At 59.8% G+C, this 21,673-nt stretch carries 17 protein-coding genes; 5 read left to right on the top strand and 12 right to left on the bottom strand.

Annotated elements, in window-relative coordinates; translation table 11 throughout:
- Positions 1–2 precede the first annotated feature (2 nt).
- Positions 3–1,583: a putative bifunctional diguanylate cyclase/phosphodiesterase gene (locus JF539_RS02450; protein WP_209016971.1), complete on the top strand. Its 1,581-nt coding sequence runs from the start codon at positions 3–5 to the stop codon at positions 1,581–1,583.
- 39 nt (positions 1,584–1,622) lie between these two features.
- Here the strand turns inward: JF539_RS02450 and JF539_RS02445 are convergent, their stop codons facing one another.
- Positions 1,623–3,575 (bottom strand): DUF2207 domain-containing protein, encoded by a 1,953-nt coding sequence (locus JF539_RS02445; protein WP_207138767.1) that lies wholly within the window; start codon positions 3,573–3,575, stop codon positions 1,623–1,625.
- A gap of 12 nt (positions 3,576–3,587) precedes the next feature.
- The gene (locus JF539_RS02440; protein WP_207138766.1) at positions 3,588–4,148 is read right to left on the bottom strand and encodes a LemA family protein; all 561 of its coding nucleotides are present in this window, start codon (positions 4,146–4,148) and stop codon (positions 3,588–3,590) included.
- 195 nt (positions 4,149–4,343) lie between these two features.
- On the opposite strand from JF539_RS02440, the gene JF539_RS02435 reads away from it, so the two are divergent.
- A complete protein-coding gene (locus tag JF539_RS02435; protein ID WP_207138765.1) occupies positions 4,344–4,835 on the top strand; it encodes a hypothetical protein in 492 nt (163 codons plus the stop codon).
- Between the two features lie 3 nt (positions 4,836–4,838).
- On the opposite strand, the gene JF539_RS02430 is transcribed toward JF539_RS02435, so the two are convergent.
- A complete protein-coding gene (locus JF539_RS02430) occupies positions 4,839–5,780 on the bottom strand; it encodes a glycine--tRNA ligase subunit alpha (protein WP_419247674.1) in 942 nt (313 codons plus the stop codon).
- A 326-nt stretch (positions 5,781–6,106) separates the two neighbouring features.
- Here JF539_RS02430 and JF539_RS02425 point away from each other — a divergent pair, with 326 nt between their 5' ends.
- Positions 6,107–7,498 (top strand): MATE family efflux transporter, encoded by a 1,392-nt coding sequence (locus JF539_RS02425; protein ID WP_207138763.1) that lies wholly within the window; start codon positions 6,107–6,109, stop codon positions 7,496–7,498.
- 126 nt (positions 7,499–7,624) lie between these two features.
- Here JF539_RS02425 and JF539_RS02420 read toward each other — a convergent pair whose 3' ends face one another.
- The 4 genes from JF539_RS02420 to JF539_RS02405 form a co-directional block, all read right to left on the bottom strand.
- Positions 7,625–7,810: a hypothetical protein gene (locus tag JF539_RS02420; protein ID WP_207138762.1), complete on the bottom strand. Its 186-nt coding sequence runs from the start codon at positions 7,808–7,810 to the stop codon at positions 7,625–7,627.
- Between the two features lie 50 nt (positions 7,811–7,860).
- Positions 7,861–8,718: a S49 family peptidase gene (locus JF539_RS02415; RefSeq protein ID WP_207138761.1), complete on the bottom strand. Its 858-nt coding sequence runs from the start codon at positions 8,716–8,718 to the stop codon at positions 7,861–7,863.
- A gap of 124 nt (positions 8,719–8,842) precedes the next feature.
- A complete protein-coding gene (locus JF539_RS02410) occupies positions 8,843–9,472 on the bottom strand; it encodes a PilZ domain-containing protein (RefSeq protein WP_207138760.1) in 630 nt (209 codons plus the stop codon).
- A gap of 93 nt (positions 9,473–9,565) precedes the next feature.
- A complete protein-coding gene (locus JF539_RS02405; RefSeq protein WP_209016970.1) occupies positions 9,566–10,477 on the bottom strand; it encodes a uracil-DNA glycosylase in 912 nt (303 codons plus the stop codon).
- 324 nt (positions 10,478–10,801) lie between these two features.
- On the opposite strand from JF539_RS02405, the gene JF539_RS02400 reads away from it, so the two are divergent.
- Positions 10,802–12,478, top strand: coding sequence for an electron transfer flavoprotein-ubiquinone oxidoreductase (locus tag JF539_RS02400; protein WP_207138759.1), 1,677 nt, complete (start codon positions 10,802–10,804; stop codon positions 12,476–12,478).
- A 1,118-nt stretch (positions 12,479–13,596) separates the two neighbouring features.
- On the opposite strand, the gene JF539_RS02395 is transcribed toward JF539_RS02400, so the two are convergent.
- The 5 genes from JF539_RS02395 to JF539_RS02375 form a co-directional block, all read right to left on the bottom strand.
- Positions 13,597–14,883, bottom strand: coding sequence for a DEAD/DEAH box helicase (locus JF539_RS02395; RefSeq protein WP_207138758.1), 1,287 nt, complete (start codon positions 14,881–14,883; stop codon positions 13,597–13,599).
- A 325-nt stretch (positions 14,884–15,208) separates the two neighbouring features.
- Positions 15,209–16,333 (bottom strand): PQQ-dependent sugar dehydrogenase, encoded by a 1,125-nt coding sequence (locus tag JF539_RS02390; RefSeq protein WP_207138757.1) that lies wholly within the window; start codon positions 16,331–16,333, stop codon positions 15,209–15,211.
- Positions 16,334–16,573: 240 nt separating this feature from the next.
- Positions 16,574–18,868 carry an NADP-dependent malic enzyme gene (locus JF539_RS02385; RefSeq protein WP_207138756.1) on the bottom strand — a complete coding sequence of 765 codons (2,295 nt, stop codon included), beginning with the start codon at positions 18,866–18,868 and terminating at the stop codon, positions 16,574–16,576.
- A 157-nt stretch (positions 18,869–19,025) separates the two neighbouring features.
- On the bottom strand, positions 19,026–19,670 hold the full coding sequence (locus JF539_RS02380; RefSeq protein WP_207138755.1) for a ceramidase domain-containing protein: 645 nt from the start codon (positions 19,668–19,670) through the stop codon (positions 19,026–19,028).
- Between the two features lie 37 nt (positions 19,671–19,707).
- Positions 19,708–20,934 carry a PLP-dependent aminotransferase family protein gene (locus JF539_RS02375; protein ID WP_207138754.1) on the bottom strand — a complete coding sequence of 409 codons (1,227 nt, stop codon included), beginning with the start codon at positions 20,932–20,934 and terminating at the stop codon, positions 19,708–19,710.
- Between the two features lie 181 nt (positions 20,935–21,115).
- On the opposite strand from JF539_RS02375, the gene moaB reads away from it, so the two are divergent.
- Entirely contained in the window at positions 21,116–21,673 is a 558-nt protein-coding gene (moaB, locus tag JF539_RS02370) for a molybdenum cofactor biosynthesis protein B (protein ID WP_207138753.1), read from the top strand.

Genomic DNA, 21,673 nt, shown 5'->3' with positions numbered 1-21,673 from the left:
AAGTGAAATACAGGCTACCCACGGATTACCGCTTTCTGACACGGTCCATGGTTGCCCTTCTCGTTCTGGCCGTCGGGCTCTATCTGAGCCTGGAGCTTGTGCCGCATCTAATCTACGGCCGTGATTTCGATCATGTTTACCCCTTGCACGAATTCGCCACAGGCATTCTCCTGAGTCTGGCCCTGGTGGGTTTATGCATCGGCATCTGGGCTACGCGGAAGCTATGCAAGGAACTGCGGGTCCGCTCTTACGCGCATTCGGAAGCCCTGGCGCTTGCCCAACACGATCCCCTGACAGGTCTGCCCAACCGCAGGCGTCTTCTGGAAGCCTTTCCGGAAATGACGCGCGAGGTCAAACCCGACTGCTTCAGAGCGGTCATGATGCTGGATCTGGACGGCTTCAAACCCATCAATGACGTTTACGGTCACGCCTTCGGCGATGCCTTGCTACGCAGCTTCGCCGAGCGCCTGATGGAAGTCATCGGCGACGAAGGGCTCGCAGCCCGGCTCGGAGGGGACGAATTCGCGGTCGTTTCGCCGGTCTTCAAGGAAAAATCGGAAGCTTCCGGTTTCGCCAGGCGGTTGCTTACGCGCATCGGCGAGCACTTCGAATTCGGCGACCGGCGCATTGCGATAGGAAGTGGAATCGGGATCGCGGTTTATCCGCATGACGGACACGCGGTCAGCGAATTGCTGCGCCGGGCCGACATCGCGCTTTACCGCGCGAAGTCCGCCGGACGATCGACCTACCGTTTCTTCGAAGTGGACATGGACGCGTCCATATTGCACCGGACCCTGCTGGAGCAGCGGTTGCGCCAGGCAATCGCGGATCATGAGGTCAAGGCGCATTTTCAACCCATCGTGAACCTGGACGAAGGCCGCATCGCCGGGTTCGAAGCGCTCGCGCGCTGGACCGATCAGGATTTCGGTATCGTTCCGCCGGACCAGTTCATTCCGATCGCGGAAGACTGCGGTGTCATTTCGGAACTGACACAGCACCTCCTCGACAAGGCCTGCAAAGCCGCCCTGGGCTGGCCCGAGAAACTCTATCTGTCCTTTAATCTGTCGCCGGTGCAGCTTCAGGACCCGTCACTGCCGTCTCAGATCGTGTCGATCCTGAAAAAGAACGGCTTTCCGGGGGAAAGGCTCGTTCTGGAAATCACCGAAACGTCCCTGGTCAAGAACCCTGAAGCCGCGCGGCTTATATTGGGCGAATTGGTGGAAGCCAACATTTCGATTGCACTCGACGACTTCGGCGCCGGTCATTCCAGCCTGAGTTACCTGCGCGATTTTCCCATCAAGAAAGTCAAGATCGACAAGTCCTTCACGGAACGAATGCTGGTCGACAAGCAATGCTCGGCCATTATCGAGGCCGTTCTCGTTCTCGCCAGCGGCCTGGAGATCGACGCGGTCGCGGAAGGCATCGAGACCAGCGACATCCACGATGCGCTCAACCTCAACGGTTGCCGCTTCGGACAGGGTTTTCTTTATGCCAAGGCGGTGTCGGCCGATGACGCTCTGCAGTTGCTCAGCGAGCAGGCGAACGGCCAACTCAAGTTTGCGAAAGAAACCGACGCGGCCTGACCCGTATCCAATCGCAACGACCAGGAAAACGGCGGGCCGCTACCAGCCGCCGCCACCACCACCGCCACCTCCGCCGCCGGAAAACCCGCCCGAGGAGCCGCTGAAGCCGGAGCTCGAAGACTTCGGTACCGGCAGCGAGGACTGGAACGAACCGGACATGGAGTGCGCGGTGTTGGCGATGTTGTCGGAAATGCGGGCGGAGGAAAAACCGTCGCCCGAATACCAGGACGGATGGTAGCTCGCTGCGAGCGAGGCCCCTGCCGCCGCCGCGAGCCAGCTTTCGAAAGCTGTCGCCCAGGGTCTTTCGACCCCCAGCGCCACGGCATAGGGCAGCAGTTTCTCGAAATGCGCGGTGCTCATGTCCGGCGCGTCCTTCATGTTCAGACGCTCCTTTTCGGCGACCGACAAATACATTTCGAGGCCCTCAATCTCGTCAAGCGCCTTGCGCCCAAGCGCCGTCGGCGCTCCGATCAGGAAGAAGAACAGAAGGTTCAATGCCACGAGCACGGCTGCGATCAAGGGCAGCACCGGGAGGTTGTCGACACCGCCACTCACGTGCCAGGCGCCGAACGACACCGCGGCCACCGCCAGAGCGAACAAGAGGAATACCAGCGCCAGTCGCCACTGAATTCCCACTTTCCGGAAAGCCGCCTTGCCGACCTGCAAGGCAGTGACCGAGGCAAAGACTGAAAACGCGAGAAAGATAATGACAAAACCTTCCTCTCCGGGCTGCATCTGACCGAAAGCAAACAATGCGACAATGGTGATTAGGCTTAGCAGCCCTCCGGGAACGAGGTAGGCCCAGTTCGACCGGAAGAACACGTTGCGGTTCTCGTTCTCGATCGCATTGCGAAATTTTGTCCCCAGCGCCTTGATCGAAAGTCCGTTCGCCTTGCTGAGCGCGACCGGTCCGTTTCGGCCGACCAGCCAGCGTTCGACCGCGGCTTCGCCTCGAGGCAGACCTGCACCGGACGGGCTGTGCGCCGCGTTCTGTTCAAAAAGAGAAAGCGTCGCGACGCCGCTGTTATCCTCGATTTTCAAGCGGTTCTTCACGGCAAGATTGAGACATGCCGCCGACAGGGCGATCCAGCCGCCGTCCGCGAAACCGCGTTGAGCGATGTAGCGCGACAAGGCGGGCGAAATACCTTCAGGGGGCTGGAACCTTGGAAAGACAACGCCTCGCGGCGGATCCCGGCCGACCATCCACCAGGCGACCAGGTAATAGACAAGTACAAGAATGACCCCTCCAGCACCGATCAGCGCCGAACTGTAATCACTCAGAAAGTAACCAATCCTTTCGGCCTCGGACGGTGGCAGGACGGTGCCTTTCGGCATGCTCACGACGACCGTTAGCCCGGCATAGGGCGGCAGCGGCGCGGTTGTGCGAAAGACAATTTCCGAACCACCCTTTTGCGAATTCGCCTCGTATCTCTCCCCGGTCTCCCCGTATGTCCCGGTAAAGGCCGTCCATTTTTCGGCCCGCCCCCCTTCAGGCAAGACAACCCGAGCAATGGCTTCGTCGATCGGAAACGCCCATTCCAGACCGGTTGCGTTCCAGTAGAGTTCGTCGTGCGTCTCGAAAAAACGGATCTGGCGGTCGATTTCATACTTGAAGGTGTAGGTATAAGCGCCTTCCTGAAGGAAAACGTCTTTTTCTCCGACGTAAATGCGAACCCCTGAGCCGTTTTCTCTTTGAGAGTACGGCGCAGGCCGGCCATCCTGCAGCACGGAAAGCAGCTTGAAGCCAACCCGGTAGGTCCGTCCATCCGCACCTTCGGCCGTTAGGGGGATGTCCCTGAAGATACCCCGTTTTATCTGCTGACCCTCAGCCTGAACCCTGATGGTTTCGGTGACGGTCAATGTGCCGTTTCGGCCAACCTGCACGTTCGAGGCAAAATCCAGAATGCGTTCGTCGGCCTGTGCGGGCCAGGCAAACGTTAGAACCAGCAGGCCAAGGACGAGGCCACACCGAAGAGACCGGAAAAAAGCCATCCTTCGCCTCCCTCAGAACTGCACTTTCGGCACGGCCCGGTCAGCTTCATCCTCAATTTCGAAATACTCGGCCTTCTCGAAATTGAACTGATTGGCGATCAGGTTGGAGGGAAAGCTTTCGACGGCGACATTCAATCCCCGGACCGCTCCGTTGTAATAGCGCCGGGCCAGCTGGATGGCGTGTTCTATCTCGTCCAGGGAGGCGTGAAGGTCGGAAAAGTTCTGGCTGGCCTTGAGATCCGGATAGTCCTCGGCAACCGCAATGAGGCGGCCAAGTGCCTGGCTGAGTTCGCCCTCCGCCCTTGCCCGGCCCGCAACATCGTCTTTCGGCAAGGCCGTCACCGCGGTCCTCTTATCGGTAACGGCGTTCAGGGTTTCCTGTTCGTGGGAGGCGTAGCCCTTCACGGTTTCGACGAGGTTCGGGATCAGATTTGCCCGGCGTTTGAGCTGAACGTCAATTCCGCTCCAGCCTTCTTCGACCATCTGCCGTTTCTTGACCAGACTGTTGTAAAGAAAGATCGCGAAAACCGAGAGTGCGATCAGCAGGGTTAGCACTGTCCAGGCGAAAACCATGAAATCCTCCATAAAACATGCGAGCCAAGCTATCCGCCGATGCCGCACTTGTCATCCTGGCAGCCTGCTACTTTCTCTCCGGCTGCGTTGCGTTATCTGTCTTTTCCCAATCGCCAATCTGTAATCCAGAACACAAACGAGCGGCCCGGCCTGGCTTAGAAATTACTCGTCAAATGTAATTTGTGGGTCAGACCGATGAACTACCATTTCTGCCTCTCCATTGTCGCCCCGCTGGCAGGCGTGATGATGATGTCGCCGATCGATGCCGGCTCGCTCGATGCCGCACGCGCCGAACGGTATGTCTGCTCCGGGGAAAACCTGGCCTACACGGTCATGGCCGAACCGCGGGACCCTGGCCCGGCGACGTTGCTCGGGTTTCCGGAAGCCAGGCAAGAAACCGCGCTCTTCAAGCGCTCGAAAAGCGAAAACACGCTTCGCTACGAGAGCGAAGAGGTCCGTTTTTACGGCGTCAGGAAAGATATGGTTCTTGAAATAGGGTCAACGAAACTGGGCTGCCGGCTCGTGCGGAAGCCGGGACCGCAAACAGTCGCCGTATTGCAGACGTCTCCGCGGCTGGACGGCACTTCCGTCAGGCCCGCGTTTCAATCCGTCGGCGTCATTCTGAGGGGCGGCCCGGCCATGTTCGACCGGCCGGGAGAAGTCGCGCGGAAGGCGCCGGTCGACTAACGGTTATTCCGCCACCTGATTGTGATAGCCGACGCCGCCGGCCTCCGTTTCCAGGAAGGCTGCGCCGCAGGCTTTGGCGAGTTCACGCACCCTGAGAATGTAGCTCTGGCGTTCCGTCACCGAGATGACCCCGCGCGCGTCGAGCAGGTTGAAGGCATGGCTGGCCTTGATGCACTGGTCATAGGCCGGAAGGACCACCTGATGCACATTCGCCCCGGCCTCTTCCCGCGCCTTCGCCCCGGCTTCCAGCAGGGCGCGGCACTCGTTTTCGGCGTCCTTGAAATGGCGGAACAGCATTTCCGTGTCGGCATGTTCGAAATTGTGCCGTGAATATTCCTGCTCGGCCTGCAGGAAGACGTCGCCATAGGTAACCTTGTCCGCGCCGTCCATGCCGTTGTAGTTCAGCTCATAGACGTTATCGACGCCCTGGATGTACATGGCCAGGCGCTCGAGCCCGTAGGTGAGTTCGCCTGAAACCGGCGTGCATTCGAAACCCGCCACCTGCTGGAAGTAGGTGAACTGGGACACTTCCATGCCATCACACCAGCATTCCCAGCCAAGTCCCCAGGCGCCGAGCGTCGGGCTTTCCCAGTCGTCTTCCACAAAACGGATATCGTGCAACTTCGGATCGAGGCCGATGGCATAAAGAGAGTTCAGGTAAAGATCCTGAAGATCCGCCGGAGACGGCTTCAGGATCACCTGAAACTGATAGTAATGCTGCAGCCGGTTGGGGTTCTCGCCGTAGCGGCCGTCGGTCGGACGGCGCGAGGGCTGCACGTAGGCGGCTTTCCACGGACGGGGGCCCAGCGAGCGCAAGGTGGTTGCCGGGTGAAACGTGCCCGCGCCGACTTCCATGTCGTAGGGCTGCAGGACGACGCAGCCCCGGTCGGCCCAGTAGCGCTGCAGGGTCAGGATCAGGCCTTGAAAGGAGTTTTCCGGGCGCATATGCGCCGGCACGGTTTCCGTCGACATGGATATCAGTTCCGGGATCTGGCTTTAAGAGGCGGACGAAGCCCGCCAATTCCGGGCGAGAGGTGCCACGATGCGCGAGGAAGGTCAAGGAGGCTTTCCAATCCCCGGCCAAGGCGCGGCGTTGACGCCCGCCCCTCACGGCGGTATCGAGGATGCAGGTTTCAGGCGCCCGCCGCTCGCAGACGATTTCGTCCAGGTGAAGATCTGACATAGCAAGACCCTTCCGTTCCCCACTGCATTTCGCGCGGACGGCAATGCGAGCCCCTCCGACTTCGAAATGAATTCTGTTGGAGAATGGAATGTCCCAAGACATTTCCCGGACAAACGCGTTTACGCATGGACCTCTGGGTCCAACTCTGTTCAAGACGGCGCTGCCGGTCGTTTTCGTCATGGGCATGAACGGCCTTTTGACCGTAACGGATGCCGTTTTCCTCGGGCTATTCGCCGGCCCGGAAGCTCTCAGTTCCGTCACCTTGATGTTTCCCGCCTACATGCTGCTGGTCGCCCTCGCGACGCTTGTCTCCAATGGCATGTCCAGCATCCTTGCCCGTCACCTTGGCGGTGAACGGATCTGCGCGGCACAAGCGGTGTTCGCAGGAGCCCACTGGCTGGCGCTTTCGACCGGCGCGCTGGTCATTGCCCTGTTCTGGCTTTTCGGCCGCGCTATTACCCTTGCCGCCGCGAACGGCTCGGCCGGCATCGCGGACATGTCCTACGCCTATCTGCTGATTACAGTCTGCTTTTCGCCATTGTTTTTCGTGCTGTCCGTCAATGCGGACGCGTTGCGCAACGAAGGCCGGGCGCCCCTCATGGCCGGCATCAGCCTTTTCGTGTCGGTGGCCAATATTGTCTTCGACTATGTTCTCATCGGCCCGCTGGACTTCGGCGTCGCCGGCAGTGCCTGGGCGACCGCGCTCGCACAGATGTTCGCGATGGCCTTGTTGCTGGTCTTCCGCAAGCGCGGCCGGACACATCTCGGGTTCGGCGCGCTGGTCCGGCCTCCATCGGCACGCGACTGGCCGCGAATGCTTGCTCTGGGAGCTCCGCAAAGCCTCAGCTTTATCGGGATCGCGCTCGGGTCCACAGCGACCTTTGCCATGCTGCAAGTGACTGCCGACGGCGGTTATGGCACCACGGTGGCTGCTTTCGGGATCGTGACACGGATCATGACATTCGCCTATCTGCCGCTTCTGGGTCTCGCCCAGGCGCTTCAGGCCATGATCGGCAACAATTACGGCGCAAAGCTCTGGCACCGCACCGACGATACGCTCCGGCTCGGACTAACCGCAGCATTCCTGTATTGCGCCGGGGTCCAGACGGCCTTGTCGCTGTTCGCGTATCCGCTCGGGTTTCTTTTTGCGGCCGACAGCGCGGTGGCCGGAGACGTTGCCCGTATCCTGCCAACCATGGTTGCCATGTATTTCGCGATGGGACCGCTGTTTGTCGTGGCAACCTATTTTCAGGCCCTCGGCGATGCGCGGCGCGCCGCTCTTCTCGGCCTCGCCAAACCCTATGCGTTCTTCCTCCCGCTCGTGGCGATCCTGCCGCATCTGGCCGGTGAACGCGGAATATGGCTTGCCAGTCCTCTGGGCGAAGTCTTGCTGCTTGCGCTGACCGTCGCGGTATTGACCGTTACGGCCCGCAACGCTCCGGCGCGCTGGGGCCTGTTCTTTGCCCCCAGGCCAGGATGAGCATCGCCCAATACACAAGCAAAAGCCGCAGGCCTCTCGGGCTTGCGGCTCCTTTTGACGGTTCCTTTTTGAAAGTCATCCCAAGCGGACGCCCGGCTGGCGCCTCGCCTGTCCAGTATGACGGCCTCAAGCCTGCGGCTTGTACTTGCCGCTTTCGGGATCGAGAACGAGTTTCGTGCCGCGACCGTTCGGATCGGCCTTCGCCGCGGCCCTGGAAATCTGGTTTTCGATATCGGCCATCTTGCGTTTGACGCGCTGGACGATCCAGTAACCGCCGACCGCAAGGGCCGCCACACCAATCAGTTCCGTCATCCCAAGTTCCCCTTCGTTCGCGCGCAAGTTCACTAGAGCATTATGCCTTTTTAAAGGCCGTAGCGCATCCACAACGCCCGGCTTTCCACCGCGCCGATAAGATCTTCTCCCAGGCCTTCGGTCAGCCGTGCACCGGACAGGGCCACGCCGGCGGGCCGGCGGCCGAACAGGCCACGGGGCGTGGCAATCAGCTTAGGCTCGGCCTTTTCACCGTAGCGTTTCCTGATTACTCCGTGAAGGTCGCCCATGGAATCGACGAGGCCCAGTTGAACGGCAGTGCGTCCGGTCCAGAACTTTCCGGTAAAGAGCTCCGGATCATCGCTCAGAACGTCGCCTCGGCGCGACTTCACCATGTCGATGAAGGTCTCATGGATCTCCAGCTGCAGGGCTTTGAGATGTTCGATGTCTTCCGGAACTTCCGGCTGGAAAGGATCGAGCGTCACCTTCTTATCCCCGGCGGTGTAGACGCGCCGGTCGACGCCGATCTTCTTGATCATCTCCGTGAAGCCGAACCCGGCGGCCACCACCCCGATCGAGCCGACGATCGAAGACGGATCGACGAAGATCTCGTCGCCCGCCAGAGCGATCATGTAGCCGCCGCTGGCGGCGACATCTTCAACGAAGACCAAGACTTCCTTTTCTTTTTCCGCGGCAAGATCGCGAATGCGCTGGAAAATGAGGCGCGACTGCACCGGCGATCCGCCCGGCGAATTGACGATCAGGGCAACTGCGGGGGCCTTTTTCACGGAGAATGCTTTTTCCAGCGGAATTGCCGCGGAAGCCAGGGACAGGCTGGATCGCATGGGGCTGGCCGCCATGCCGATAGCCCCCTGAAGACGCACGACGGGAATGACCGGTCTGTCGCCGCGAAACCGCTTGGGAAGAATTTTACGGATGGATGAAAGCACGCGGATTGGTCCTGACGGAAGAGGGAAACTTCGATCGATATATGTCTTGAAAGACAGCTTGCAAAGCCTGACCGAAAGGAAAACGGAAATCTGGCGGGCGCCTTCGTCAGAGCGTCGTCCGGTCTCAGCGGCCGAAAGCACTGATCCTTTTCCTCAAGTTGCGCCGGCGCGCCGGTTCGACTGATGGCGCCTGCTCGCGAACGGCCTCTGTCGCGGCCTCGAGGTCAGCCTCCGGCTCGGGGCTCTGTTCGAAGGGCCAGTTCAGCCTGACACCTGCCTGGTCTCGTCTGCGCCAGACGATCCGCGCGGCGATTGGAAGATCCAGTGAGGGGATGAAGATATCGATGTCCCGCGGCAGGCGGTTCAGCTTGTCGCCTTCAAGCCGGCATCCCGACTTGCTGGCGTCGACAATCCGGCATTCTTGTGAAACCGGAGTGGTCCGGCCGCAAACGTTGCATGTTATCAATACCCGACGGCGGATTTCCCGGCGCTTTTCGCCCGTTTCTGCCCGGTCGATCTGAAAAGAGATCTGGGCTTCGTTGTCGCCGTAGGAGATCACCTGGCCGCGCAACAGCTTGTCGAATCCGTCCAGCCGAAGCCCGACCTCCTTTTTCAGGAGATCGACCTTTTCCGAGACGATCCAGCATCCCTTCCTGTTCAGGTCGCGCGCAACCGCTTCGAAACAGGACATGTCCGCCAGATCGACGACAAGGGCCGAAACGGCCGAAGCACTTCCTCCCGCATTTTCCGCCATCGGAGATCAGCTCTCACATACCACCATGCATTAGGCAGATTTTACAACCTCAAGCCTAAAATTCTAATTAACGCGAGGCCAGGTAGAGGACGATTATTGTTTCGACAGCGATTGGCGAATGGCGAGGAAATCCCTCCAGGAAAGTCTCTTTTCCAGGGGGCTGCGCAAGAGATATGCCGGGTGGTAGGTGGCGATCGCCGAGATCTCCTTACCTCCGGCCGGGTAGGTCATCCATTTGCCGCGCATCTTGCGGATGCCGTCCTGGACGCCGAGCAATGTCTTGGCGGAGGCGGCTCCCAGGAAGACCAGCACATCCGGATCGACCAAGGCGATCTGCCTGGCGATGAACGGTCTGCAGATTTCCGTTTCCTGCGGCGTCGGCGTTCGGTTTCCAGGAGGCCTCCAGGGAACGACATTGGCGATATAGGCGGACGACCTGTCGTAGCCGATTGCCTCCAGCATGCGATCGAGCAACTGGCCCGAGCGGCCGACAAAGGGCTTTCCCTGAAGATCCTCGTCCCGTCCCGGCGCTTCGCCGACAAACATCACCCGAGCCGAGGGGTTTCCATCGGCGAACACCAGGTTTTTCGCCGTCAGTTTCAAATTGCAGCCGTCGAAGGCTTCCAGGCAGGCCCGCAACGCGTCCAGGCTTTGCGCCGACGCCGCGAGGTCTCGCGCGGCCGCGATCACTTCCTGATCCGGTACTGCCGCCGATTGGCCGGGATTGGCATGCGGCGCGCGCGCCGGAGGTGCTGCCGCCGGCGGTTGGAAAGCCGCTTGGCCCCGGTCCTGAGCAGGCCCTCGCGATGCTTCCTCGTCACCTGTGCGCCGGGCAGACGGCCCGGCAGGTGCCGCTGCCGCGGCATGACGGGTCTGACTGGATTGGAGTCTGGACCGCTCGAACCAATCCACCACCTCCTCGCCCAGAAAACAGTCCACGCCGGAATCGATATAGAAATCCAGCAGAGCTTCGATCCGGCGCAGGTCTTGTGGCGATTGGTGCAAGGATTGGGACCTTTGTTGAAGGTGCTCCCGAACATAGCCGGATGGCTCGAGAGCACAAGACAAGAGTATACGCGGCCTTTACCGGGTGGCGGTTTTCCAAGACCTGTGCACATTTTCCATAAGCAGGGTATGGCGGCGAACGCAAAATTACGTTTACGTAAACGTAACTCTTTGCTCTTGACGCATCGACCGCGCTTTGGTCTATCTGAGCGCCACAGAAAGGCTTTTCAGCTCGAATTTCGCAATCGGCGGTGAAAAAAGTCGTGTTTTGCGGCGCAAAATAGGGCAAAGAGGGCCATAGAAGCGGGGTAGAGGGAGACGACGATGAGCGAACAAGAAGCGCTTGGCGAACGCGAGAGCATGGATGTCGACGTTGTGATTGTCGGAGCGGGTCCCGCCGGACTTGCAGCGGCCATCCGGCTGAAACAGATTGCGAACGAAAAAGGCGAAGAGCTGAGCGTCGTGGTTCTGGAAAAAGGATCGGAAGTCGGGGCCCATATCCTTTCGGGCGCCGTGATCGATCCGATCGCCCTGGACCAGCTCCTCCCGGAATGGCGAAGCGAAGACACACCGGTCAAAACGGCGGTCAAGGAAGATCACTTCATCGTTCTCGGCCCAGCCGGTTCGATCCGCCTGCCGAACCTCTTCATGCCGAAGCTGATGAACAATCACGGCAATTACATTGTCTCTCTCGGCAACGTCTGCCGCTGGCTGGCCGAAAAGGCCGAGGCGCTCGGCGTAGAAATCTATCCGGGCTTTGCCGCGGCGGAACTGCTCTTCGACGATGAGGGCAAGGTCCTGGGTGTCGCGACCGGCGACATGGGCATCGGAAGGGACGGCGAGCCGAACGCGATGTTTACCCGCGGCATGGAGCTGCGCGGCAAATACACGCTGATCGGGGAAGGCGCCCGCGGTTCCCTGGCCAAGCAGCTCATCGAGAAATTCGACCTTGCCAGGGACAGTGACTTCGCGAAGTTCGGAATCGGCATCAAGGAACTGTGGCTAATCGACCCTGCCAGGCACAACCTCGGTCTCGTCCAGCACTCCTTCGGCTGGCCGCTCGACGGAAAAACCGGCGGGGGCTCCTTCCTGTATCATCTGGAAGACAACCAGGTCGCCGTCGGCTTTGTCGTCCATCTCAACTACGAGAACCCCTGGCTGTCTCCCTTCGACGAATTTCAGCGCTTCAAGACCCATCCCGCGGTCCGCGAAACCTTCGAGGGCGGCAAACGCATCGCCTATGGCGCCCGCGCGATCACGGAAGGCGGCTATCAGTCGGTACCGAAACTGTCCTTCCCCGGCGGCCTAATTATGGGTTGCTCAGCCGGACTTGTGAACGTGCCGCGCATCAAGGGCTCGCACAATGCGATGCTGTCCGGCATGCTGGCCGCGGAAGAGGTGATGGCCGCCATTGGACGGGGCGAAGCCCACACGGAGCTTTCCGGATACGACAAGGCCTGGCGGGACAGTCCGATCGGCAAGGACCTATGGAAGGTGCGCAACGCCAAGCCGCTCTGGTCGAAATTCGGCACTGTGCTCGGCGTGGCGCTCGGCGGCCTGGACATGTGGACCAACGAGCTTTTCGGTTTCTCCTTCTTCGGCACCCTGAAGCACGGCAAACGCGACGCGGACACGCTGAAACCGGCCAAGGACTGCAAGAAGATCGACTATCCGAAACCGGATGGCGTGATTTCCTTCGACAAGCTGTCGTCCGTCTTCCTGTCCAATACCAACCACGAGGAAGATCAGCCGATTCACTTGAAAGTCGCCGACGACACGCTGCAAAGAATGTCGGAGCACGATGTCTACGCGGGCCCTTCCAACCGTTACTGCCCGGCCGGTGTCTACGAATGGGTCGAAGAGGGAGAGGACGCGCCGCGCTTCCAGATCAACTCCCAGAACTGCGTTCACTGCAAGACCTGCGATATCAAGGATCCGAACGGCAACATTACCTGGACGGTTCCGGAAGGCTCCGGCGGTCCGAATTATCCGAACATGTAACGCTTCGGCCTGAACGCCCCCTTTTGAAAAAACAAACAGCACCAGGAAGAAACTCTTCCTGGTGCTGCAGTCTTGCGGCCGATGGGTTGTATCGAACCGGTTAAAGTGGGGGTACCGGTCCGTTGCGGTTGTCAAACGCCGACCCGGCGGCTGATGGATGTTGACGCACATCCAGCCACCAGGCGACGCTCGCCCGCGCCACAAGCAAGGTGCTGCTCTTTGTCGAGCAGGCATTATGTTGGGGTCGGTGGTCCAATTGGAGCCGACGTGCACATTTCGTCCAGAATAGGATCTGGCTGTTTTTGGAGGATTTGTTAAATCGCGTTAACCATCGCCTCGATGGACGCCGAGATACCCTCACGTTAGCGTAAGGTCAACCGATTAATGAGCCGGATAAAAACTTGTTATGGCTCCAAAAGCCAGATTTATACCAATTGGTCAAATTTTGAATTGATCATATGCGTGTTGCGTTGATTCGCTGACGTTAAAGTCACTCGGCATTACTTACAGTACTAGCCTGTCAAAACCATCTTTGATTTCAATTGGATACGTGGCCTAACAGCACATTTTTAAGGCTATAAATTTTTTCTATGCCATAATAAATTCATACAATGAATTGCCCAATTCTTTGAATTTTAAGCATTTCTTAAATCCTCAAATTCCGCCCCACAACCAAAAGCTGTTCCTCTCGAAAAGACTTTGATCTAAAAAATGTTATAAATCATATATTTATCTCTCTTCTTTTGATATCCACAGCACGCAAGAGCGGGGGAGCGGTTGTATTTGCGAAAATTTATATCTTATTTTAGGTTTCAGAAAACGGGGGCAGAAGATCGAAATCAGTTTTTATACTGATTGTGCTTTGAAGTCTTCGCGGATTTTCCGCGTTATTCCCGATAAGTCGATAAGCTTTACCGCTTTTTAGCGGAGATATACCTTGTGGATAGGAGGACCAGGGTTGAGCCAAAACGCGGCGGTTTTGGCAAAACCTGACCAAGCTTCCACCTAGAGTCGTCAAAGAGGCAATGCTGCTTTGAACCCCATCGACCACAAGGTACAGCACCGGGAAGGCCACTTCCCGGTGCATTTTTTTCGATGAGATTAAGAAGAGAGGCGCCTCAGGCAGCCTTCTTGCGGCCGTTCGGACGACGGCGGCGCGGTTTCTTTGCCTGAGCGCTGTTGTCGTTGCTGCCGGATGAGGACTGCGCACGCGCCGGCTTGTTGCCGCCCCTTGCGCCGTTGCCCCGCTTCTGCCGGCTGGCAGCAGCCGCCATCGGCGGCACGTCACCGCTGGCCACGGCGATTTCGATGCCGATCAGCTTTTCAATCTGCCGGAACAAGGCGATTTCCTCAGGCGCGCACAGCGCAACCGCCTCGCCTTCCGCCCCGGCCCGGGCCGTCCGGCCGATCCGGTGGACATAGGCTTCGGCAACTTCGGGCAGTTCGAAGTTATAAACATGGCTCACGCCGGGAATGTCGATACCCCGGGCGGCCACATCCGTCGCCACAAGAACGTTGATCTCGCCCTCGCGGAGGCCACGGATCGCACGTTCGCGCTGCCCCTGGCTCTTGTTACCGTGGATGGAGCCTGCCGAAAGACCATTCTGCGAGAGCTTTCTCATCAACCGTTCCGCGCCATGCTTGGTGCGGCAGAACACCAGCGACACGCCATCCGGCTTGTCCTGCAGTTGCCTGATCAGAAAGTCGGTCTTCGCCTTCTGGTCCATGAAATGAACCGATTGCGCGATCTTGTCGGCAGTCTTGCCGGCCGGAGCGACTTCCACCCTCGCCGGATTTTTCAGATAGGATTTCGCCAATTCGTCAATCTGCTTCGGCATGGTAGCGGAAAACAGAAGCGTCTGGCGTTCGCGCGCGACGAGGCCGGCGATCCGGCGCAGGGCATGAATGAACCCAAGGTCGAGCATCTGGTCCGCCTCATCGAGAACGAGGTAGGATGCAGTTGCGAGTTTTACGGCATCCCGGTCCACAAGGTCCAGAAGCCGGCCCGGGGTGGCGACGAGAATATCCGTCCCCCTGGACAGGCGCTTGACCTGACCATTGATCGAGACACCGCCGACGACGGATGTCACCCGCAACGGCGTGTCCTTGAGAAAGGAGACCAGGCTCTTTGCGATCTGATTGACGAGTTCGCGGGTCGGCGCCAGGATCAGCGCACGCGTCCCCTTGGCGGCGGGTCTGCGTCCTTCCTCGAGCAACCGGTCAATCAGGGGCAGCCCGAAGGCCGCCGTCTTGCCGGTTCCCGTCTGCGCGAGGCCCATCAGGTCGCGGCCTTGCAGGATCAGGGGAATGGACTGTTTCTGGATCGGTGTCGGCGTGTCGTAGCCGTTTTCGGAAATCGCGCTCAAAAGGCCGTCGGAAAGTCCAAGGCTTTGAAAGTCGGTCAAATTATAATCCTTGCTCAAGCGTTTCACAAAACGCTTGCGAACCGCAAAGACTGAACTCTTTGCGGAGTTGTGTTGGTTCGCGGCAGCCGGCTCGTTTCAGCTTCCAGGCTCTTGCCGCCAGACCCTCGCGTGAATTGGGAATGGTTGGCCCCTCATTGGGCTCAATATGATCTGCAACCGGGCGCTTTCTCCTAAGACCGGTCTTGCGGTCCTGGCGCTAAATGCTCACGCGGCAACGATTGCAGTGCGGTATATCGTTGGAGAATACCGGAATGTCAAGCTCCTTGAGATTTACCAGGCGTCCGGCAAGACGCCCGCTGGCCGCTCAGTTCGGCAGCAAGCGGATCAGGCGACCGTCATCGCTGTCGGTCAGGACATAAACAAAGCCATCCGGCCCTTGCCGCACATCCCTGATGCGTTCCCCCAGTCCGTTCAACAGCTTCTCTTCGCCGGCGACCGTCTCGCCGTCGAGAATGAGCCTTGCCAGATGCTGGCCGCGCAAGGCGCCGACAAGCAGTCCGCCCTGCCAGTCCGGGTATTTGCCGCTCGTGACAAAGGCCATGCCGGAGGGCGCAATGGATGGATCCCAATAATGGACCGGCTGCTCCATGCCCTGTTTTGCGGTGCCTTCGCCGATTTTCCCACCTGAGTAATGCCGGCCATAGGAAATGACCGGCCAGCCGTAGTTCCTGCCGGCCTCCGGAATGTTGACTTCATCTCCGCCGCGCGCGCCGTGTTCCACCGTCCAGAGCTTGCCGGTCTTTGGGTGAATGGCCGCGCTTTGCGGGTTGCGATGGCCATAGGACCAGATTTCAGGCCTGTAACCCGCCCGCCCGACGAATGGGTTGTCGGGAGCCGCTTCGCCCCGATCGGTCAGACGCAACACGGAGCCGGCGTGACTGGACGGATCCTGCGCAAGGGGCCTGTCGCCTCTCTCGCCGACGGTCATGAAAAGCGTCCCGTCGGGTGCGAAAGCCAGACGGGAGCCAAAGTGGCGCCCCCCATAGGCTTTGTTGTTGCCCGTGAAGATCGTCTCCCCGCCCTCAAGCCGGTAGCCGTCGCCAGCGGATACGAGCCGGGCCTTGAAAAGCGAGGTGCCCGCGCCTTCCGGAGATCCTTGCGAATAGGTCAGATAGACCGTGGAATCGGTATCGAAATCCGGACTGAGCACCACGTCGAGCAACCCGCCCTGCCCTTGAGCGAAGACTTCGGGAACCCCGGCCACCGCACTCTGGACGCCGTCATCGGAAATGACTTTCAACACGCCGTCCCGTTCGGTGACCAGATAGCCACCATCCGGTAAAAAGGCGACGCTCCACGGGAAAGAGAGACCATCGGCGACCGTTTCCAGCTCAACCGATGACTGGGCGACCGCTGGCCCCGCCGAAGCCAGGCTTATTGAAAAAGCAAACGCCTTGATGGCCGAACCCAGCCGTTTCCCGCAAGTCATGGCAGCTCCATTTCCAGAAACCAGGGAGGACTTTTACCGGACGCCATTGTTCATGATGCCCGTCACCAGGGTTATCTAGTTCTGCCGGCCGTCATCGACAGCCCTCCGGCCTCCCTAAAATCGAACAGGATTATATCCAGACGTCCTTCAACGCCCGCACGCCTGGTCTCTCCCCAAACGGCGAAAGCCGCTCAGCCCGGTGTAATGCGGTTCTTAGCTCTGGACGCCTGTTCTAAGCGCTTACTCGGCTGCCCGCGTCTGCGCCTCAACGGTCGACAAGGCCGACATGTTGACGACCCCGCGAGAGGTCACCGACGGCGTCAGAATATGCGCCGGCTTGGCGGTTCCCAGGAGGATCGGCCCGACATGGAGCGCTTGCGTCGCCACCTTCAGCAGGTTGTGGGCGATATTGGCGGAATCGAGGTTCGGAAAGAGCAACAGGTTGGCCTCGCCGGTCAGCTTGCTGTCCGGCATGACCCGCTCGCGCAAGGCGACATTCAGCGCGGCATCGCCGTGCATCTCGCCATCGGCTTCCAGTTCCGGGTACCGGTCCCAGATCAGCTTGAGCGCTTCCCGCATCTTGCTGGAAGAGGCCGTATCCCGCGACCCGAAGTTCGACAGGGAGAGCAGCGCGATTTTCGGCTCGATGCCGAAACGCCGGATTTCCCGGGCCGCCAGGACAGCCATTTCCGACAATTCCTCGGCCGACGGATCTTCCGTCACGAAGGTATCGGACAGGAACATCGCGCCCCTGGAATTGATCAGCAGGGACATGGCGGAGAGGTCGTGCGCGGTTTCGCAGACGCCGATGATCTGCTTGATGTCGCGCAGATGACGGATGAACCGGCCTTCCAGACCGCAGATCACCGCGTCCGCATCGCCGCGCCGGACCGCGAGCGCCGCGATCACCGTGGTGTTGGTGCGCACGACGGTACGCGCGGAATCCACCGGCATGCCCTTGCGGCCGACGCACTGGAAGTATTCGTCCACATAATCGCGGTAGCGCGGATCGTCCTGCGGGTTGATGAATTCGAAGTCGACGTCGGGCCGGATCTTGAGACCGAATTTTTCGCAACGCGCCTTCAGGACGTCCGGGCGACCAACCAGGATCGGCTTGGCGATATTGTCTTCCAGGAGCACTTGCGCAGCGCGGAGCACACGCTCGTCCTCGCCTTCCGCGTAGATGATCCGTTTCGGATCCTTGGAGGCGTTCTGGATAATCGGCTTCATGATCAGGCCGGAGCGGAAGACGAAGCGGTTCAGCCGGTCGAAGTAAGCCGCGAAATCCTCGATCGGCCTGGTCGCAACGCCCGTGTCCATGGCCGCCCTGGCGACGGCCGGCGCGATGCGCAGGATCAGGCGCTGGTCGAAGGGTGACGGGATCAGGTAATTGGGGCCGAAGGTCTCCGTCTTGCCACCATAAGCCCGCGCTGCGACGTCGGACGGTTCTTCCCGGGCCAGACCCGCGATCGCCTCGACCGCCGCACGCTTCATTTCCTCGTTGATCGTGGTCGCCCCGACATCCAGCGCGCCCCGGAAGATATAGGGAAAGCAAAGGACGTTGTTGACCTGGTTCGGATAATCGGAGCGGCCGGTGCACATGACCACGTCGTCGCGCACCGCTTTGGCTTCCTCCGGCATGATTTCCGGGTTGGGGTTGGCGAGCGCCAGGATCAGCGGCCCCTTGCCCATCTTCTCCACCATGTGCGGCTTCAGGACTCCACCCGCGGAAAGACCCAGAAAGACATCCGCGCCGCCGATAACCTCGTCCAGGGACCGCTTGTCGGTCTCCTGGGCGAAGACGGCCTTCCACTGGTCCATGAGCGCTTCGCGGCCCTGGTAGACGACGCCTTCGATATCGGTCACCCAGATGTTTTCGCGCTTCGCGCCGAGGGACACCAGCATGTTCAGGCAGGCAAGAGCCGCGGCACCCGCGCCGGACGCCACGATCTTGGCGTCCCCGATCTTCTTGCCGGCCAGTTCGAGCCCGTTGCGGACCGCCGCGCCGACGATGATGGCCGTGCCGTGCTGATCGTCATGGAAGACGGGGATGTTCATCCTCTCGCGGAGCGCATCCTCGATCATGAAACATTCCGGCGCCTTGATGTCCTCCAGATTGATACCGCCGAAGGTCGGCTCCAGCACGGAGACCGCATCGACGAACTTGTCGACATCGGTCTGCGCAACTTCGATATCGAACACGTCGATGCCGGCGAATTTCTTGAAGAGGACCGCCTTGCCCTCCATCACGGGTTTGGAGGCGAGCGGACCGATATTGCCGAGGCCCAGAACGGCGGTGCCGTTGGAAATCACCGCGACGAGATTGGCGCGCGAGGTATAGTCGGCGGCCTTGGCGGGGTCGTCGGCGATCTCGAGACAAGGCGCGGCAACGCCGGGAGAGTAGGCAAGCGCAAGGTCACGCTGGTTGCCGAGTGGCTTGGTTGCCTGGATTTCCAGTTTTCCAGGCTTGGGGTTTCGGTGATAGAACAGGGCTGCTTCTGTCAGATCGCTTTCGGTCTTCTTGCTGTCGCTCATGACGGTCCCTGTCCTTTGGTCCTGTAATTCCGTTGGTCCGGCCGGCCGCTCGAAGAGATGCCTCCCTCAGGAGGACCTACCAAACAGCCGGCGATTCCTTCCCCTTCAGGAACCTGCCTCGATCCAACTGTGTCGATTTCCCAAATCGCATAACGGTTTAACCGGCGCGCCGCAAAATGAGAACCCGTATCAACGCAAACAGCACGATACTGTTCAGAATATGCCACAGGAAATGCGTGCCAAAAGCAATCTGGCCGCACAACGGTTCGTCCAGCATCCTGAACGCCACCGAAAGTACGAAGAGCGCGCCGGTCGCGAGGACCTGGAAGCCAAGCCGCCGATCCTTGCGGCAGAACAGGCCGCCGACGACGAAAATCGCCAGAAGCGCCGGAACATACATGGCCGACGACCCCACAAGCGGCAGGGTGAGCCGGCTGACGACCGGAGACAGAAGAAAGAAACCGGCTACTCCCAGGATAGCCGCCCACAGTGGAAACCCGAGAAAACTGCGTAGGGCGAAATAGAGATACACCAGAATAAAAACCGCGATCGGCACGACATCTGCCATCCCGGCCCATCGCGTGGCGAATGTGTGAAACAGGAAGGAACCGACGCCGATCGCCGCCAGAATGACGATCAGGCTGAACGGTGCGGGATCGTCCGGCGCCTTTCTGCGCCAGATCAGAAACGCCGCCAGGGCCGCGACCAGAAACGCGGCGTTGGTGACAGCATTCAGCGGCTCGGACCAGAATTCCGGTCCGACACGTTCGCAATAGGCATCCACCCGATCCGTCAGCGCCATAGATCCTCACCCTGCTGCACGTATTCCCGCGACAGGACTACCTCATGGATGTGACAGTTTCCGAGATCAGGGCGCCCAACCTTGAGATCCCTTCCTCGATCCTGTCCTCGCCGGCGCAGGAGAAGCTCAGGCGCAAGGTGTTGGCGCCGCCGCCATCGGGATAAAACGCCCGGCCGGGAACAAAGGCGACTTTCGCCGTTTCGACGGATCGGGCCAGCAGGCTGCCGGCATCGATACCTTCAGGCAGCTCGACCCAGACGAACATGCCCCCGTCCGGCCAGCTCCAGGAAGTGCCGCGCGGCATGTGCCTTTCAAGCGCTGCAAGCATCGCGTCCCGGCGTGTCTTGTAGACGGACCGCAGCTTTCCGATCTGCGTCTCAAAGATCCCTTCGGCAACCCGGGCCATGGCTTCCTGGTTCAAGACGGGAGAGTTCAGGTCGCTTGCCTGCTTGATCAGCACAAGGCGCGAGATGACCGAAGATGCCGCACAGATCCAGCCGAGCCGAAGACCCGGCGACAGCGTCTTCGAAAAGCTGCCACAGAAGAGCGTTCGGGTGTTCTCGATCCCGCCGGAGGCCTCGCAATCGAGTGCAAGCAGCGGTGCGAGAGGTTCTCCGTCGTAGCGCAGGCTCTCGTAAGGCGAGTCCTCAATGACCGCGCAGTCGAGTTCCCCGGCCAGAGAGAGAAGCTTTTGACGCTCGTCGAGATCGAGACTCAAGCCGGTCGGGTTGGCGAAATCCGGGGACAGATAGGCGAATTTCACGGTTCCACCCGCCTGACCGGCCTTGACCAGAAAATCCTGCGCCGTGCGGTTCGTGCCCGGATCGAGACGGTCATAGCGCGGCTGATAGGCGTTGAAGGCCTGCAGGGCGCCAAGATAGGTCGGCCATTGGACGAGCGCCGTGTCACCTTCGTTCAGGAACAGCTTGCCGATATAATCCAGCCCCTGCTGGGAGCCGGATGTGACGAGGATGTTTTCCGGCCTGCAGGATACCCCGAGACGTTGCATGTGTCCGGCAATCCAGTTTCTCAGGCGCAGACTGCCCTCGCTGACGCCGTATTGAAGCGCCTTGGCCGCCTCCGGTCCGCCAAGGATTTCGGCATAAGCCTCCTTGAAGGCCTCGGAGGGGAACAGCGCCGCATCGGGAATGCCGCCCGCGAAGGAGATCACATCCGGCCGGTCGAGGAGTTTCAGAAGTTCCCGAATTTCCGACGCACGCATGCGTATCGCACGGTGGGCGTAAAGACTGTCCCAGGTGGTCATGTTTGGCTCATTGGCTTTTGTTGCGTTATATAAGTCAATAATATTGACCTATATATTTTGCAAGTGTCGCAAACTTGTTATTATTTGTAATTTTATTTCGCGTCAGCTGATTTTTCGAGCCTCTCCCTCGGCTCTGGAACAAGGAAGGCCAATCGCCTATGTCTTGGGAAAGGAGAAACCCATGTCCCGCATCGACGACAGCCGCCCCTTCGTTCCCTTGAATATCGCCGTTCTGACCGTCTCCGACACGCGGACCCTGGAGGAGGACCGCTCCGGCAACACGCTGGCGGAGCGGATCGAAAAGGCCGGGCATGTAGTCGCCGGCCGCAAGATCGTGACGGATGACGTTCCCGCCATTCAGGAGATTGTGAAAGACTGGATCGCGGACAAGGGGGTAGATGTGATCGTTTCGACGGGCGGCACGGGCTTTACCGGCCGAGACGTGACCCCGGAGGCCATGGAGCCGCTCTTTGAAAAGCGGATGGACGGCTTTTCGGAGGTCTTTCACCGCATCTCCTACGACAAGATCGGAACGTCGACCATCCAGTCCCGGGCCACGGGCGGCGTCGCCGGCGCGACCTACATCTTCGTGCTTCCCGGCTCGCCGGGGGCCTGCAAGGACGCCTGGGACGGCATCCTGAAATGGCAGCTGGATTACAGGCACATGCCCTGCAATTTCGTCGAGATCATGCCGCGGCTCGACGAGCATCTGAAGCGTGGTAAATTGCGGGAGGCCTGA

Origin of the sequence: Roseibium aggregatum (genome assembly GCF_017309185.1) — a bacterium.
Classification (GTDB): domain Bacteria; phylum Pseudomonadota; class Alphaproteobacteria; order Rhizobiales; family Stappiaceae; genus Roseibium; species Roseibium aggregatum_B.
The sequence above is the reverse complement of the archived record's forward strand: the minus strand, read 5'-3'. Positions and strand labels throughout refer to the sequence as shown.